The sequence below is a fragment of the Streptomyces sp. NPDC006393 genome (assembly GCF_040628575.1).
Taxonomy (GTDB): domain Bacteria; phylum Actinomycetota; class Actinomycetes; order Streptomycetales; family Streptomycetaceae; genus Streptomyces.
Genome location: NZ_JBEXZD010000086.1, coordinates 1 through 15,885 on the forward strand (window position 1 = coordinate 1; position 15,885 = coordinate 15,885).

The following is a 15,885-nucleotide window of genomic DNA, read 5'->3' on the forward strand; positions in this document are numbered from 1 at the left end:
GTGGGCTGAGCCCCTCCACCAGCGCCTTCCAGGCCGACGCGTCCCCGTCGACGGCGGACTGGACGAGCGCGTGGATCGGGGCCGGTGCGGACGTGGCCCGCGACTGGGACCTGCCGGCCCTGGGCCCTGTCGGGTCCGGCCCCCGACCTCACCGCACCGAGAACCCTCGCTGAAAGGCTTGCCCGTGACCACCGAAGCGTACGTGTACGACGCGATCCGCACCCCGCGCGGACGCGGCAAGGCAGGCGGCTCCCTGCACGGCACGAAGCCCATCGACCTGGTCGTCGGCCTCATCCACGAGATCCGCGACCGCTTCCCCGGACTGGACCCGGCCGCCGTCGACGACATCGTCCTCGGCGTCGTCGGCCCCGTGGGCGACCAGGGCTCCGACATCGCGCGCATCGCCGCCGTCGCCGCCGGACTGCCCGACACGGTGGCCGGCGTGCAGGAGAACCGCTTCTGCGCCTCGGGCCTGGAGGCCGTCAACCTGGCCGCCGCCAAGGTGCGTTCCGGCTGGGAGGACCTGGTCCTCGCCGGCGGCGTCGAGTCGATGTCCCGGGTGCCGATGGCCTCCGACGGCGGCGCCTGGTTCAACGACCCGATGACCAACCTCGCCGTCAACTTCGTGCCCCAGGGCATCGGCGCCGACCTGATCGCCACCATCGAGGGCTTCACCCGGCGCGACGTCGACGAGTACGCCGCCCTGTCCCAGGAGCGCGCGGCCACGGCCTGGAAGGAGGGCCGCTTCGACCGCTCCGTCGTCCCCGTCAGGGACCGCAACGGCCTCGTCGTCCTCGACCACGACGAGCACCTGCGCCCCGGCACCACCGCCGACTCCCTCGCCAAGCTGAAGCCGTCCTTCGCGGACATCGGCGACCTGGGCGGCTTCGACGCCGTCGCCCTCCAGAAGTACCACTGGGTCGAGAAGATCGACCACGTCCACCACGCGGGCAACTCCTCCGGCATCGTGGACGGCGCCTCCCTCACCGCCATCGGCTCCAAGGAGGTCGGCGAGCGCTACGGCCTCACCCCGCGCGCGCGGATCATCTCCGCCGCCGTCTCCGGCTCCGAGCCCACCATCATGCTCACCGGGCCCGCCCCCGCCACCCGCAAGGCGCTCGCCAAGGCCGGCCTGACCATCGACGACATCGACCTCGTCGAGATCAACGAGGCCTTCGCCGCGGTCGTGCTGCGCTTCGTGAAGGACATGGGCCTCTCCCTGGACAAGGTGAACGTCAACGGCGGCGCCATCGCCATGGGCCACCCGCTCGGCGCCACCGGCGCGATGATCCTCGGCACCCTCGTCGACGAACTCGAGCGCCAGGACAAGCGCTACGGCCTCGCCACCCTCTGCGTGGGCGGCGGCATGGGCATCGCCACGATCGTCGAGCGCGTCTGACCCCCTCCCAACGGATCACCACGGACCATCACGGAGCACCTTCCATGAGCACTGAGCCCACCACCATCCGCTGGGAACAGGACGACACCGGCGTCGTCACCCTCGTCCTCGACGACCCCCACCAGTCCGCGAACACCATGAACCAGGCGTTCCGCGAGTCCCTCGCCACGGTCACCGACCGGCTGGAGGCCGAGAAGGATTCGATCCGCGGCGTCATCCTCACCTCCGCCAAGAAGACGTTCTTCGCCGGCGGTGACCTGCGCGACCTGATCCGGGTCACGCCCGAGACCGCCCAGGACCTGTTCGACGGCGGTCTCGCCATCAAGCGGAACCTGCGCCGCATCGAGACCCTCGGCAAGCCCGTCGTCGCGGCCATCAACGGCGCCGCCCTCGGCGGGGGCTTCGAACTCGCCCTCGCCTGCCACCACCGGATCGCCCTCGACACCCCCGGCACCAAGATCGGCTGCCCCGAGGTGACCCTGGGCCTGCTCCCCGGCGGCGGCGGAGTGGTCCGTACCGTACGGCTGCTCGGCATCACCGACGCCCTGCTGAAGGTGCTCCTCCAGGGCACCCAGTACAACGCGCGGCGCGCCAAGGAGAACGGCCTCGTGCACGAGGTGGCCGAGACCCCGGACGAACTGCTCGCCAAGGCCCGCGCCTTCATCGACGCCCACCCCGAGTCGCAGCAGCCCTGGGACAAGCCCGGCTACAAGATCCCCGGCGGCACCCCGGCGAACCCCAAGTTCGCCGCCAACCTGCCCGCCTTCCCGGCGAACCTGCGCAAGCAGACGAACGGCGCCCCCTACCCGGCGCCGCGCAACATCATGGCCGCCGCCGTCGAGGGCGCCCAGGTCGACTTCGAGACCGCCCAGGTCATCGAGGCCCGCTACTTCGTGGAGCTGGCCGCCGGCCAGACCTCGAAGAACATGATCCAGGCGTTCTTCTTCGACCTCCAGGCCGTCAACTCCGGCGCCAACCGCCCCCAGGGCGTCGAGCCCTGCCAGGTCCGCAAGGTGGCCGTCCTCGGCGCCGGGATGATGGGCGCGGGCATCGCCTACGCGTGCGCCCACGGCGGCATGGAGGTCGTCCTGAAGGACGTGTCCCTGGAGGCCGCCGTCCGGGGCAAGGGCTACTCCGAGAAGCTGTGCGCCAAGGCCGTCTCCAGGGGCCGTACGACGCAGGACAAGGCGGACGCGCTGCTCGCCCGCATCACGCCCACCGCCGACCTCGCCGACCTCGCCGGCTGCGACGCGGTGATCGAGGCGGTCTTCGAGGACCCCGCCCTCAAGCACAAGGTGTTCCAGGAGATCGAGTCCGTCGTCGCGCCGGACGCGCTGCTGTGCTCCAACACCTCCACCCTGCCCATCACCGCGCTCGCCGAGGGCGTCCAGCGCCAGACCGACTTCATCGGGCTGCACTTCTTCTCGCCCGTCGACAAGATGCCGCTGGTGGAGATCATCAAGGGCGAGCGCACCGGCGAGGAGGCGCTGGCCCGCGCCTTCGACCTGGTCCGGCAGATCAAGAAGACCCCGATCGTCGTCAACGACTCGCGCGGGTTCTTCACCTCCCGGGTGATCGGCCACTTCATCAACGAGGGCGTGGCGATGGTCGGCGAGGGCATCGAGCCCGCGTCGGTGGAGCAGGCGGCGGCCCAGGCCGGCTACCCGGCCAAGGTGCTCTCGCTGATGGACGAGCTGACGCTCACCCTGCCCCGCAAGATCCGCAACGAGTCGAAGCGCGCCGTCGAGGAGGCGGGCGGCACCTGGCCCGCGCACCCGGCCGAGGCGGTCATCGACCGCATGATCGACGAGTTCGGGCGCACCGGCCGCAGCGGCGGCGCGGGCTTCTACGACTACGACGAGGACGGCAAGCGGGTCGGGCTCTGGCCGGGCCTGCGCGAGCACTTCACCGAGCCGGGGCACGAGATCCCGTTCCGGGACATGCAGGAGCGCATGCTCTTCGCCGAGGCGCTCGACACGGTCAGGCTCCTGGAGGAGGGGGTGTTGACCTCCGTCGCCGACGCCAACATCGGCTCGATCTTCGGGATCGGCTTCCCCGGCTGGACCGGCGGCGTCCTGCAGTACATCAACGGCTACGACGGCGGCGCCGGGGGAGGGGCCGGCCTGCCCGGGTTCGTGGCCCGCGCGCGGGAGCTCGCCGAGCGCTACGGCGAGCGGTTCACCCCGCCCGCCCTGCTGGTGGCCAAGGCGGAGAAGGGGGAGACCTTCACCGACGCGAGCTGAGGCACGCGCTCAGGCGGACGGCGCGGCGCGGGAAGCGCCCTCAGGGGCTCCGTCCCGCGCCGCGCCGTTCGCCGCCGCCTACGTTCTCGTCTCGGCCTCAGGCTCCGCCTCCGCCTCAGCCGCCGCCTCCGCCTCAGCCGCCGCCTCCGCCTCAGCCGCCGCCTCCGCCTCCGCCTCCGCCTCCGCAGAGCCCACCCACTCCCGCAGTTCCTCCCTCAGCGACCGCTGGAACGTGGTCAGCAGGGCCTGCACCACCAACGGGTGCATATGGGCCGACAGGGACTTCACATCCCGGGTGCCACGCTCGGCGACCGCGTCGCGCAGCAGCCCCGACAGCTCGCGGGCGGCGGCGCGCGCGTGGTCGGTCAGCGCCGTGCGCGCGGCGAGGATCGTCTCCTGGGACAGCGGGACGTCCAGCAGCTCCACCCCGAGCCGGAACAGCCCCGCGTCGACGCGGAACGCGTCCTTCCGCTCCCGTACGACCACGTTCATCGCCGCGAGCCGCTCCATGTCCTCGTCGGACAGCGGCCGTCCGGCCCGGCGTCCGAGCTCGCGGCGGGACACCGTCTCCACGCTCTCCGGCGCCCAGGAGGCGACGACCGCGCGGTGCACGGCCAGGTCGTGCGGGCTGAGGTCCGGCGGCAGCTGCCGCAGATGACGCTCGATGGCGGCGAGTGTCATGCCCTGGTGCTGCATCTCCTCGATCAGCGCCAGACGCGCCAGGTGGTCCCCGCCGTAGCGGCCCACCCGCCGCGGACCGAGCACAGGTGGCGGCAGCAGGCCGCGGCTGCTGTAGAAGCGGACCGTGCGCACCGTGACGCCGGCCCGCGCGGCCAGCTCGTCGATCGTGAGGGCCGGCTCGTCGGTGTCCGTCGTCGTCATGTGCAGCAGTATCGCTGTCGCACCAACGGTGTGAAAGACGATGACCGATCCGCGCACGACGGTGACCGATCTGCGTGGGTCGTGTGAGAAGTCCCGCTCTGTGACGTACGCCATCGCATGGCGGCCGATCTCCCTGGGAAGCTGCCAATCTGGTCTGTACCGCGTCACGGGTGGTGCGGGCCGCGACTTGTACGGACGACCGGGCGCACCCCGCCCGGCGCACCAGAGAGTGGAACCACCCTTGAGCAAGGACGCCGTGCACACGGCCCGGGTCGCCGACCACCCCCAGGCGACCACGATGCCCGCCGACGCGGGCGACGCCGGATACAGCAAGGACCTCAAGCACCGCCACGTCAACATGATCGCCATCGGCGGGGCGATCGGCACCGGACTCTTCCTGGGCGCCGGCGGCCGCCTCCACAACGCGGGACCTGCGCTCGCGCTGGCCTACCTCGTGTGCGGTGTCTTCGCGTTCTTCGTCGTCCGGGCCCTGGGCGAGCTGGTCCTGTACCGGCCCTCCTCCGGGTCCTTCGTGTCGTACGCGCGCGAGTTCCTCGGCGAGAAGGGCGCCTACGTCGCCGGCTGGATGTACTTCCTGAACTGGTCGACGACCGGTATCGCCGACATCACCGCGATCGCGCTGTACACGCACTACTGGAGCCTGTTCACACCCGTCCCGCAGTGGGTGCTGGCGCTGATCGCGCTCGCCGTCGTCCTCGCCGTGAACCTGATCTCGGTGAAGATCTTCGGCGAGATGGAGTTCTGGTTCGCGATCGTCAAGGTGGCCACCCTGGTCGCCTTCATGCTGGTCGGCATCTTCCTGCTGGCCACGCAGCACCCGGTGGACGGCCAGACCCCCGGCCTGAGCGTGATCACCGACCACGGCGGGATCCTGCCGCACGGCGTGATGCCGGTCGTCATCGTCATGCAGGGCGTGATCTTCGCGTACGCCGCGCTGGAGCTGGTCGGTGTCGCCGCGGGCGAGACCGCCGAGCCGGAGAAGGTCGTCCCGCGCGCGGTGAACTCGATCATGTGGCGCGTGGGCCTGTTCTACGTCGGCTCGGTCGTGCTGCTCGCCCTGCTGCTGCCCGGCTCGGTGTACTCGGCCGACGAGAGCCCCTTCGTGACGGTGCTGTCGAAGATCGGCGTCTCGGGCGCGGGCGACGTGATGAACCTCGTGGTCCTCACCGCCGCCATGTCGTCGCTGAACTCCGGCCTGTACTCCACCGGCCGCATCCTGCGCTCCATGGCCGTGGCGGGTTCCGCGCCGAAGTTCACCCGGGTGATGAGCCGCAACCAGGTCCCCTACGGCGGCATCCTGCTGACCTGCGCGATCTGCGTGCTCGGCGTCGGCCTGAACTACCTCATGCCCAGCCAGGCCTTCGAGATCGTGCTGAACGTCGCCTCCCTCGGCATCGTCAGCACCTGGGTGATCATCATGATCTGCCACCTGATCTTCGTCCGCCGTGCCAAGGCGGGCCTGGCCACCCGGCCGCACTTCCGCCTCCCGGGCAGCCCGGTCACCGAGATCGCCACGATCGCCTTCCTCCTGGCCTGCCTGGGCCTGATGTGGAACGACCCCGAGGTGGGCCGCAAGACCCTCCTCCTCATCCCCGTGATCGGCCTCCTGCTGGTCGCCGGCTGGTTCGGCGTCCGCCGCCGGGTCAACCAGCAGACGGACCAGGAACTGTCCCGGCTCACGAAGTAGCGGCACACCGCCACTGTCAGTGGCGGCCCGTACGGTGGCGTCATGTCGGAGATCACATACATCCGAGGTGACGCCACCGCGCCGTCGGTCAAGGGCGTCAAGGTGATCGCCCATGTCTGCAACGACATCGGGGGCTGGGGCAAGGGCTTCGTCCTGGCCCTCTCCCGGCGCTGGCCCGAGCCGGAGGCGGCCTACCGGGCCTGGCACCGCGACCGCGCGAGCAACGACTTCGGCCTGGGTTCCGTCCAGGTCGTCCCCGTCGACCGGTATGTCTGGGTGGCCAACATGATCGGCCAGCGCGGGATACGCAGAGGCAGCAAGGGCGTGCCCGTGCGGTACGACGCGATCGACAGGGCGCTGGACCGGCTCGCGGACCGGGCCGTCGAGCTCGAGGCCTCCGTACACATGCCGCGCATAGGCTGCGGGCTCGCCGGGGGCAGCTGGGAGCGGGTCGAGCCGCTGGTCGCGCAGCGGCTGGTGCGGCGGGGGATCGCGGTCACGGTGTACGACCACGACGGCTGAACCGGACCGCCCGAGGCGTGAGCCGGACCGCCCGGGGCCCACCAGTGGACCGGACCGCTCCGGGCGGTGTGAACCGGGGAGCGGTCCGGCCCTCACTCACCTGCCGTGCACGTCGTTCGTCGCCTCGATCTTCTGCCATGACTTCGGCTGCCGCTCGGCCGCGGGTGTCGCGGTGAGGGACGCGGCGCGGGCCGCCGGGGCGGCCGGCTTCTGCGGCTGGAAGAGCCAGGTGTCGAAGAGCGTGGCCAGGGGCTTGCCCGAGACCTGTTCCGCGTACCGCTGGAAGTCGGCCACGGAGGCGTTGCCGTAGGCGTGCTGCTGCGGCCAGCCCTTCAGGACGGCGAAGAACGCCTCGTCGCCGATCTCGTCGCGCAACGCCTGGATGGCGAGGGCGCCCCGGTCGTAGACCGCCGCGTCGAACTGGTCGTCCGGACCCGGATCACCCGGCTTCACCGTCCAGAAGGCGTCGTCGGCCGGATGCGAGGCGTAGACGTAGTCCGCCAGCTCCTGCGTCGTGCCCTCGCCCTCGTGCTCCGACCACAGCCACTGCGCGTAGCGTGCGAAGCCCTCGTTGATCCAGATGTCCTTCCAGCCCTTGAGCGACACGCTGTCGCCGTACCACTGGTGGGCCAGCTCGTGCACCACCACGGAGGTGTTGGATCCGTTCGCGAACTGCTTCGGGCTGTAGTAGACGCGGGTCTGCGTCTCCAGCGCGTACCCGGTCGTCGTGTTCGGCACATAGCCGCCCGCCGAGCTGAACGGATACGGCCCGAAATAGCCGCTCAGCCAGTCGACGATCTCCCCGGTGCGCTCCACGCTCGCCCGCGCCGCCCCGTCGTTGTCGCCGAGGTCCCTGCTGTAGGCGTTGATCACCGGCACGCCGCCCTCGGAGGTGCCGGTGGTGATGTCGAACCTCCCGAGCGCGAGCGTGGCCAGATACGTCGCCTGCGGCTTGTTCTGGCGCCAGTTGTAGCGGGTCCAGCCCCGCTGCGAGCTGGTCGACTGCAACGTGCCGTTGGAGATCGCCTGCGTGCCGTCCGGGACCGCCACCGACACGTCGTAGGTGGCCTTGTCACTGGGGTGGTCATTGCTCGGGAACCACCACCAGGCGGCCTCGGGCTCGTCCGCCGCGACCGCGCCGTCCGGGGTGCGGTGCCAGGTCGTGAAGCCGTACGCGCTCTTCGTGGACGGCACCCCGCTGTAGCGGACCACGACCGTGATCGGCGTGCCCTTGGCCAGCGGGTGCTTCGGCGTGACCACCAGCTCGTGCTGCCCGGAGGTGGTGAAGGCGGCCTGCGCGCCGTTGACCCGGACCTCGCTCACGTCCAGCAGGAAGTCCAGGTCGAAGCTGGACAGGTCCTGCGTGGTCCGCGCCGAGACGGTCGCCGTGCCCGCCAGCTCGTCCGTCTGGGGCTGGTAGGTGAGCCTCAGGTCGTAGTGCGAAACGTCGTAGCCGCCGTTGCCGTAGTACGGGTAGTAGGGGTCGCCGATGCCCGGCGCGCCGGGGGAGTAGCTCGCGGCCGATGCCGGGATCGCCGACAACAGGCAGGCCGCCGCCAGTGCGCCCGGCACGAGGATTCTGCGGTGCACGTCAGCTCCAAGTCATAGGTGGACGAAGGCTGTTCGGAGCCTATTGAGTCCCTGTGACCGCAGGCATGTCCATGGCCACCGCTGTCACACGATCGCCATTCGGCCGTCATGAGTGCCGCCCAGATCCGGCATCGGTCCCGCCGGTCTTCGCATGACCGTGGCCGGTCTCCGGCCGGGCCGTCGCGCGTTCAGGCCGCCGGCCGGGCCAGCGCGGCCGCCTCACGCGCGCATCCCCATGCCACGGTGACCCCGGCCCCGCCGTGCCCGTAGTTGTGCACCAGCACCCGGCCGTCCGGCAGCTCCGCACGCTCCAGCCGCACCGCGTGCCGCGCCGGACGCAGCCCCACCCGGTGCTCCAGCACCCGCGCCCCGGCGATCTCGGGCCGCAGCGCCGCGCACCGCGCCACGATCCGCTCGGCCACCACCGGGTCGGGCGTCAGCGACCAGGCGTCCTCCTCGGCCGTACCGCCGAGCAGCAGTCCCCCCGGCTGCGGAATGAAGTACGTCGAGGATTGCGACGACCGGTCGACGGAGGTGAGCCACGTCGTGATCCCCGGGTTCTCCACGACCACGAGCTGCCCGCGCACCGGGCGCACCCCGGGATCGGGCACGAGATCGCGGGCGCCCAGGCCCGTGCAGTTCACCACCACCGGGGCGTCGACCGCGGCCAGATCCGTCACCGTTTGCTCCTCGACCACCCCGCCCGCCGCCAGCAGCCGCTCCCGCAGCCACGGCAGATGAGTCGACATGTCGATCAGCGGCAGCCGGGCCCACAGCGCCGTGCCCGGGTACTCCCCGGCATGCGCCACCCGCAGCCCGGGCACCCGCGCCGCCCATGCCCCGAGTGAGTCCAGCCGGGTCTCGCCGTGCACCCCCTCGACCATCCGCACGCCCGTCTCGTCCGGACGCGCGGCCAGGTCCCCGTACACCGCCAGCGAGTCGAGCGCCCATTCCCCGACGAGCGCGTCCGGCTCGATCCGGTAGGGCCACCACAGTCCGCCCGCCACGGCCGAGGTCGTCCGCTCGGCCGGCTCCCTCGTCCACACCCGCACCCGCCGGCCGCCCTCGGCCAGCACGACCGCGGTGGTCAGCCCGATGACCCCGCCACCGACCACCACGACCTCGTCACCCGGTCCACCCGGTTCACCCGGTTCACCAACCATGCCGGGACCGTAGCGGAACACGCCATGCCGCCCGCACACCGGCCCCGCACCGGCACCACCTCCCGTCAGCCACTCCCGTCGGCCACTCCCGTCAGCCACTCCCGTTAGGATCGGCGACCTGATGACTGCCACCCTCGTCGCCAAGAACCTCGCCGCCGGACACGGTGATCGCACCCTGTTCTCCGGGCTCGACCTCGTCGTCGCGCCCGGCGACGTGATCGGGCTGGTCGGTGCCAACGGCGCGGGCAAGTCCACGCTGCTCAGGATGCTCGCCGGGCTGGATGCGCCCGAGCAGGGCGAGCTCACGCTCTCCCCGCCGGCGGCGACCGTCGGCCACCTGCCGCAGGAGCCGGACCGCCGCCCGGGCGAGACCGTGCGCCGCTTCCTGGCCCGACGCACCGGAGTGGCCGAGGCCCAGCGGGCGATGGACGAGGCCACCCAGGCGCTCGTCGACGAGGTCCCCGGCGCGGACGACCGGTACGCGAGCAGTCTGGAGCGCTGGCTCGGCCTCGGCGGTGCCGACCTCGACGAGCGCGCCGAGGAGGTCGCCGACTCCCTCGGCCTGGCCGTCGACCTCGACCAGCCCATGACGTCCCTCTCCGGTGGCCAGGCGGCCCGTGCGGGTCTCGCGTCCCTGCTGCTCTCCCGCTACGACGTCTTCCTGCTCGACGAGCCGACCAACGACCTCGACCTGGACGGCCTGGAGCGGCTGGAACGCTTCGTGAGCGGGCTGCGCGCGGGCACGGTCGTCGTCAGCCACGACCGCGAGTTCCTCACCCGCACCGTCACCAAGGTCCTCGAACTCGACCTCGCACAGCGGCAGATCAACCTCTACGGCGGCGGCTACGCGGCCTACCTGGAGGAGCGGGAGGTGGCCCGCCGGCACGCCCGCGACGACTACGAGGAGTACGCCGACAAGAAGACGGCCCTCCAGGACCGGGCGCAGATGCAGCGCGCCTGGATGGACAAGGGCGTGAAGAACGCCCGGCGCAAGGCGGGCAACGACAACGACAAGATCGGCCGCAAGTTCCGCAGCGAGGCCAGCGAGAAGCAGGCCGCCAAGGCCCGCCAGACGCAGCGCATGATCGAACGCCTGGAGGTCGTCGAGGAGCCCCGCAAGGAGTGGGAGCTGCGCATGGAGATCGCGGCGGCCCCGCGCTCCGGCGCGGTCGTCGCCACGCTGCGCGACGCCGAGGTACGGCGCGGCGGTTTCGTCCTCGGCCCGGTGTCCCTCCAGATCGACTGGGCGGACCGGGTGGCGGTCACCGGCGCGAACGGCGCCGGGAAGTCGACGCTGCTGGCCGCCCTGCTGGGGCGGATCCCGCCGGACGCGGGGCACGCGGCCCTGGGCTCCGGTGTCCTGGTCGGTGAGGTCGACCAGGCCCGCCGCCTCTTCCTCGGCCCCGAGACGCTGCTGGACGCCTTCCGCGCGGCGGTCCCGGACGCCGAACCGGTGGACGTGCGCACGCTGCTCGCCAAGTTCGGCCTGAAGTCCGATCATGTGCTGCGTCCCGCCGCGACCCTCTCGCCGGGGGAGCGCACCCGGGCCGCGCTCGCCCTCCTCCAGGGCAGGGGCGTCAACCTGCTGGTCCTGGACGAGCCCACCAACCACCTCGACCTGCCGGCCATCGAACAGCTGGAGTCGGCCCTGGACTCCTACGAGGGCACACTGCTGCTGGTCACCCACGACCGCCGCATGCTCCAGGCGGTGCGGACGACCCGTCATCTGGAGGTCGCCGACGGCAAGGTGACCGAACGTTAGCCGCTCGAGGCACCGGGTGCCATCAGTCGGTCGGACGCGGGGCTTTACACTCGGCAACCGTTGCCTCGCGCAGCGAGACTCCCGACCGAAAGGCCTGGTTGCCCATGTTCCAAGACGCCCCCATCTACCACCAACTCGTTGCCGAGCGCGGCGACGTGCCCGCACGAGTCCGTGACGCGGCCACGAGCATACGCCGGGAACTCGACGAGGTGATGCGTACGGGGCAGCCGTCGGGCGCCTTCCAGTTGGGCCCCTCGTCCGCCCACGCGGCCCCGCGACCCCACTCGGCCCTACCACCGGGCCCGCACCCTCGATAACGCCCCGCGGGCACGCGCCCGCGGCGGCCGTGCGCCTCGCGACGCGCGCGTCTCCCACCGCCGGCGTCCGGTCGGATCCCGGCGGGACGCCCCCCGCCGGGACGCGCCTGACGGGACGGGGGATGGGAGCGGGCCGGTCGCGACGGCCTCGCTCCCGTAAGGCCTCCACCAGCCCGGCGCCTGAACCGTCGGGCCCGGCCCGCCTGGCCTGCGGCCCGCATCGACCGCCGTAGCTGCCGGTACCGTCCGGACCGCGCGCACGGCTCCCGGTACCGCCTGCCGCCGGGACCCGCTCGCTCACGCGGCGGGCCTCGGCGGTGCCGGTTTCAGGGACCGGGCTCTGGCGGTGCCGGTTCCTGGCCCTTCTCGGCCGCCGTCAGCGGCGGCACCGGGCCGCGCGTTCGGCCCGGTGCCGCCTACTGCTGGGACCCGCTCGCTCAGGCGGCGGGCTCCGGCGGCGCCGGTTTCAGGGACCGGGCTCCGGCGGTGGCGGTTCCCGGCCCTTCTCGGCCGCCGTCAGCGGCGGCCGTTCTTCGAGTCGAGCAGGCCCGCGCGGCGCAAGGCGTCGGCCATCGCGCTGTTGGCGGGCGGCGGCGCCTGGCGCGAACCGCCACCACCGCCACCGCCACCGCCACCGCCGCCGCGGCCCTGACGCTGCTGCGGCGGGCGCCCGCCGCGCTGCCGGCGCTCGCCGCCGCCCTGCCGCTCCTGCGGCGCCGCCTCGTCGTCCAGACGCAGCGTCAGCGAGATCCGCTTGCGCGGGATGTCGACGTCCAGCACCTTCACCTTGACGATGTCGCCCGGCTTGACCACGTCCCGCGGGTCCTTGACGAACGTCTTCGACATCGCCGAGACGTGCACCAGACCGTCCTGGTGGACACCGACGTCCACGAACGCCCCGAAGGCCGCCACGTTCGTGACCACGCCCTCCAGGACCATCCCGGAGGACAGGTCGGAGATCTTCTCCACGCCCTCCTTGAAGGTGGCCGTCCTGAACGCGGGCCGCGGGTCGCGGCCCGGCTTCTCCAGCTCGCGCAGGATGTCGGTGACCGTCGGCAGGCCGAACGTGTCGTCGACGAAGTCGGCCGGCTTCAGCGAGCGCAGCACCCCGGTGTTGCCGATCAGCGCGGCCACCTCCTGTCCGGAGGTCTTCACCATCCGGCGGACCACCGGATACGCCTCCGGGTGCACGCTGGAGGCGTCCAGCGGATCGTCGCCGCCGCGGATGCGCAGGAAGCCCGCGCACTGCTCGTAGGCCTTCGGGCCGAGCCGCGGCACCTTCTTCAGCTCCGCGCGGGACCGGAACGGTCCGTTGGTGTCCCGGTGCGCCACGATGTTCTCGGCGAGCCCGGAGGTGATGCCGGAGACACGCGCGAGCAGCGGCACGGACGCGGTGTTGACGTCCACGCCCACACCGTTCACACAGTCCTCGACCACCGCGTCCAGCGAGCGGGACAGCTTCACCTCGGACAGGTCGTGCTGGTACTGGCCGACGCCGATCGACTTCGGATCGATCTTGACCAGTTCGGCCAGCGGATCCTGGAGGCGGCGCGCGATGGAGACCGCGCCGCGCAGCGACACGTCCATGTCCGGCAGCTCCCGCGAGGCGTACTGCGAAGCCGAGTACACGGACGCGCCCGCCTCCGACACCATGACCTTGGTGAGCTTCAGCTCCGGGTGCCTGCTGATCAGCTCACCGGCGAGCTTGTCCGTCTCCCGGGACGCCGTGCCGTTGCCGATCGCGACCAGATCGACCGCGTGCTCCTTGGCGAGTCGGGCCAGCTTGGCGATCGCCTCGTCCCACCGGTTGGCCGGGACGTGCGGGTGGATCACGTCCGTGGCGACGACCTTGCCGGTCGCGTCCACCACGGCGACCTTCACACCTGTACGGAAACCGGGGTCCAGGCCCAGCGTCGCGCGGGTGCCGGCCGGGGCGGCCAGCAGCAGGTCGCGCAGATTGGCCGCGAACACGTTCACCGCCTCGTCCTCGGCGGCCGTCCGCAGTCGCAGGCGCAGGTCGATGCCGAGGTGGACCAGGATCCGGGTGCGCCAGGCCCAGCGGACCGTGTCCGTGAGCCACTTGTCGGCGGGCCGGCCACGGTCGGCGATCCCGAACCGGTGCGCCACGATGCCCTCGTACGAGGACGGGCCGTCGGTGGCCTCCTCCGGCTCCAGGACGAGGTCGAGGACCTCCTCCTTCTCGCCGCGCAGCATCGCGAGGATCCGGTGCGAGGGCAGCTCGGTGAACGGCTCGGCGAAGTCGAAGTAGTCGGCGAACTTCGCGCCCGCCTCCTCCTTGCCCTCCCGCACCTTGGCGGCCAGCCGTCCGCGCACCCACATGCGCTCGCGCAGCTCGCCGATCAGGTCCGCGTCCTCGGAGAACCGCTCGGTGAGGATCGCCCGGGCCCCCTCCAGCGCGGCCTGCGGATCGGCCACTCCCTTGTCCGCGTCCACGAAGGTGGCCGCGGCCGCGAGCGGCTCCACGCTCGGGTCGCCGAGCAGGCCCTCCGCCAGCGGCTCCAGGCCCGCCTCGCGGGCGATCTGCGCCTTGGTCCGCCGCTTGGGCTTGTACGGCAGGTAGATGTCCTCCAGCCGCGCCTTGGTCTCGGCGCCCCGGATCCGCGCCTCCAGCTCGTCGGTGAGCTTGCCCTGCTCGCGCACCGACTCCAGGATCGCCGCCCGGCGGTCCTCGAGCTCCCGCAGATAGCGCAGCCGCTCCTCGAGCGTGCGCAGCTGCGCGTCGTCGAGCATCTCGGTCGCTTCCTTGCGGTAGCGGGCGATGAAGGGCACCGTCGAACCGCCGTCGAGCAGCTCCACGGCGGCCTTGACCTGCCGCTCCCGTACGCCGAGCTCCTCGGCGATCCTGCCTTCGATGGACCCTGCTCCGAGGGACCCGGGTGTCGTCACGTTCCCGTACCGCCTTCTCCGCTTCGACTTGCGCCGCAATTGTGACAGGAGGCACCGACAGCCGGGCGGACAGGGCGCGGCCCGGCGGGGCGGAATCCCGCCGGGGCCCGCCCCGCGCGCCGCCGGGCGTCGCTCGCGGGCCGGTCAGGCCCCGCTGCGGCGTGTCGTGCCGGCGGCTCCGCCGAAGAGCCGGGCCAGGGCGCGGAACGGCAGGGTCACCACCGTGGCGATCGCCCCGCCGATCTGCCGCAGCACGTCTGCGATGGTACGGAACACGGGCATCTCCCTTCCTTCCTCCGGTCCGGTGACCGGAGGAGGACGAGTACCGCTGTGACCGCCCGGCATGCCCGCGCATCGGTGTGCGCATGGCAGGAAAGGTGGGAAATCCGTCGTTGCCGCCGTCGGCGGGGCCGCGAAGAATCGGAGCCATGGCGCAGCGAACCCTCCTCGTCGTCCTCTTCGACGGCGTGCAGAGCCTGGACGTCACCGGACCCGTGGAGGTCTTCTCCGGTGCCGAGCGGCACAGCCCGGGCACGTACCGCGTCCGTACGGCGTCCCTCGACGGCGGCCCCGTCCGCACCTCCAGCGGCCTGACCGTCGTACCCGACGGGTCCCTGGACCAGGCGCCCGATCCGCACACCCTGCTCGTGCCCGGCGGCGAGGGCACCCGCCGGCCCGATCCGCGGCTGGTGGAGTGGCTGCGCGCGGCCGGCCCCCGCGCGCGGCGGCTCGTCTCGGTGTGCACCGGGGCGATCCTCCTCGCCCGCGCCGGCCTGCTGGACGGCCGCAGGGTCACCACGCACTGGGCGTACTGCGAGACCCTCGCCCGGCAGCACCCCGCCGTCGAGGTCGACCCCGACCCGATCTTCGTGCGCGACGGCGATGTGGCCACCTCGGCCGGCGTCACCGCGGGCATCGACCTGGCGCTCGCGCTCGTCGAGGAGGACCTGGGCCGGGACGCCGCGCTCACCGTCGCCCGCCACCTGGTGGTGTTCCTGCGCAGGCCCGGCAACCAGGCGCAGTTCAGCGCCCAGCTCGCCGCGCAGACGGCTCGGCGCGCACCCCTGCGGGACGTCCAGCACTGGATCACCGAGCACCCGGCCGGCGACCTGAGCGTCGAGTCCCTGGCCGCCCGCGCCGCCCTCTCGCCGCGCCACTTCGCCCGCGCCTTCCAGGCCGAGACGGGCATGACACCGGGCCGGTACGTCGACCGGGTCCGCCTCGAGCACGCCCGCCGCCTGCTGGAGGACACCGCAGGCGGCATCGAGGAGATCTCCCGCGCCAGCGGCTACGGCACACCCGAGGCGATGCGGCGCGCCTTCCTGCGCGCCCTCGGCACCTCACCCGCGGAGTACCGGCGCCGCTTCCGCCCCGCGCCCGTCACCTGATCCA

12 protein-coding genes and 1 pseudogene are annotated in these 15,885 nt (G+C 72.3%); 7 read left to right on the forward strand and 6 right to left on the reverse strand.

Annotated features, from left to right (window positions below):
* Positions 1 to 76: pseudogene (locus ABZ484_RS28110) on the reverse strand (sigma-70 family RNA polymerase sigma factor); the annotation flags it as partial.
* Between the two features lie 108 nt (positions 77 to 184).
* Here ABZ484_RS28110 and ABZ484_RS28115 point away from each other — a divergent pair.
* Positions 185 to 1,399 carry an acetyl-CoA C-acetyltransferase gene (locus tag ABZ484_RS28115; protein ID WP_358868720.1) on the forward strand — a complete coding sequence of 405 codons (1,215 nt, stop codon included), beginning with the start codon at positions 185 to 187 and terminating at the stop codon, positions 1,397 to 1,399.
* A 44-nt stretch (positions 1,400 to 1,443) separates the two neighbouring features.
* Positions 1,444 to 3,642 carry a 3-hydroxyacyl-CoA dehydrogenase NAD-binding domain-containing protein gene (locus ABZ484_RS28120; protein ID WP_358868721.1) on the forward strand — a complete coding sequence of 733 codons (2,199 nt, stop codon included), beginning with the start codon at positions 1,444 to 1,446 and terminating at the stop codon, positions 3,640 to 3,642.
* A gap of 78 nt (positions 3,643 to 3,720) precedes the next feature.
* Here ABZ484_RS28120 and ABZ484_RS28125 read toward each other — a convergent pair whose 3' ends face one another.
* The gene (locus ABZ484_RS28125) at positions 3,721 to 4,524 is read right to left on the reverse strand and encodes a MerR family transcriptional regulator (RefSeq protein ID WP_358868722.1); all 804 of its coding nucleotides are present in this window, start codon (positions 4,522 to 4,524) and stop codon (positions 3,721 to 3,723) included.
* Between the two features lie 241 nt (positions 4,525 to 4,765).
* On the opposite strand from ABZ484_RS28125, the gene ABZ484_RS28130 reads away from it, so the two are divergent.
* Positions 4,766 to 6,232, forward strand: coding sequence for an amino acid permease (locus ABZ484_RS28130; protein WP_358868723.1), 1,467 nt, complete (start codon positions 4,766 to 4,768; stop codon positions 6,230 to 6,232).
* Between the two features lie 42 nt (positions 6,233 to 6,274).
* Positions 6,275 to 6,754 (forward strand): macro domain-containing protein, encoded by a 480-nt coding sequence (locus tag ABZ484_RS28135; RefSeq protein ID WP_358868724.1) that lies wholly within the window; start codon positions 6,275 to 6,277, stop codon positions 6,752 to 6,754.
* A 96-nt stretch (positions 6,755 to 6,850) separates the two neighbouring features.
* Here the strand turns inward: ABZ484_RS28135 and ABZ484_RS28140 are convergent, their stop codons facing one another.
* Together ABZ484_RS28140 and ABZ484_RS28145 are read right to left on the reverse strand one after the other, a co-directional pair.
* A complete protein-coding gene (locus tag ABZ484_RS28140) occupies positions 6,851 to 8,344 on the reverse strand; it encodes a M1 family metallopeptidase (RefSeq protein WP_358868725.1) in 1,494 nt (497 codons plus the stop codon).
* A gap of 188 nt (positions 8,345 to 8,532) precedes the next feature.
* Positions 8,533 to 9,507: an FAD-dependent oxidoreductase gene (locus ABZ484_RS28145; RefSeq protein ID WP_358868726.1), complete on the reverse strand. Its 975-nt coding sequence runs from the start codon at positions 9,505 to 9,507 to the stop codon at positions 8,533 to 8,535.
* 121 nt (positions 9,508 to 9,628) lie between these two features.
* Between ABZ484_RS28145 and ABZ484_RS28150 the strand changes: the two genes are divergently transcribed.
* Positions 9,629 to 11,269, forward strand: a complete 1,641-nt coding sequence (locus ABZ484_RS28150) for an ABC-F family ATP-binding cassette domain-containing protein (RefSeq protein ID WP_358868727.1) — start codon at positions 9,629 to 9,631, stop codon at positions 11,267 to 11,269.
* A 104-nt stretch (positions 11,270 to 11,373) separates the two neighbouring features.
* Positions 11,374 to 11,586: a hypothetical protein gene (locus tag ABZ484_RS28155; RefSeq protein WP_358868728.1), complete on the forward strand. Its 213-nt coding sequence runs from the start codon at positions 11,374 to 11,376 to the stop codon at positions 11,584 to 11,586.
* Between the two features lie 516 nt (positions 11,587 to 12,102).
* Here the strand turns inward: ABZ484_RS28155 and ABZ484_RS28160 are convergent.
* Positions 12,103 to 14,493 carry a Tex family protein gene (locus tag ABZ484_RS28160; protein ID WP_358868729.1) on the reverse strand — a complete coding sequence of 797 codons (2,391 nt, stop codon included), beginning with the start codon at positions 14,491 to 14,493 and terminating at the stop codon, positions 12,103 to 12,105.
* A gap of 144 nt (positions 14,494 to 14,637) precedes the next feature.
* Positions 14,638 to 14,769, reverse strand: a complete 132-nt coding sequence (locus tag ABZ484_RS28165) for an LPFR motif small protein (RefSeq protein WP_358868751.1) — start codon at positions 14,767 to 14,769, stop codon at positions 14,638 to 14,640.
* Between the two features lie 152 nt (positions 14,770 to 14,921).
* Here ABZ484_RS28165 and ABZ484_RS28170 point away from each other — a divergent pair, with 152 nt between their 5' ends.
* A complete protein-coding gene (locus tag ABZ484_RS28170; protein ID WP_358868730.1) occupies positions 14,922 to 15,881 on the forward strand; it encodes a GlxA family transcriptional regulator in 960 nt (319 codons plus the stop codon).
* Positions 15,882 to 15,885: the final 4 nt, after the last annotated feature.

Bases quoted from the DNA above. Each gene is read 5' to 3' on its own strand.
- ABZ484_RS28135 (WP_358868724.1), top strand. From the start codon at position 6,275: ATGTCGGAGATCACATACATCCGAGGTGACGCCACCGCGCCGTCGGTC.
- ABZ484_RS28120 (WP_358868721.1), top strand. From the start codon at position 1,444: ATGAGCACTGAGCCCACCACCATCCGCTGGGAACAGGACGACACCGGC.
- ABZ484_RS28125 (WP_358868722.1), bottom strand. From the start codon at position 4,524: ATGACGACGACGGACACCGACGAGCCGGCCCTCACGATCGACGAGCTG.
- ABZ484_RS28155 (WP_358868728.1), top strand. From the start codon at position 11,374: ATGTTCCAAGACGCCCCCATCTACCACCAACTCGTTGCCGAGCGCGGC.
- ABZ484_RS28170 (WP_358868730.1), top strand. From the start codon at position 14,922: ATGGCGCAGCGAACCCTCCTCGTCGTCCTCTTCGACGGCGTGCAGAGC.
- ABZ484_RS28150 (WP_358868727.1), top strand. From the start codon at position 9,629: ATGACTGCCACCCTCGTCGCCAAGAACCTCGCCGCCGGACACGGTGAT.
- ABZ484_RS28145 (WP_358868726.1), bottom strand. From the start codon at position 9,507: ATGGTTGGTGAACCGGGTGAACCGGGTGGACCGGGTGACGAGGTCGTG.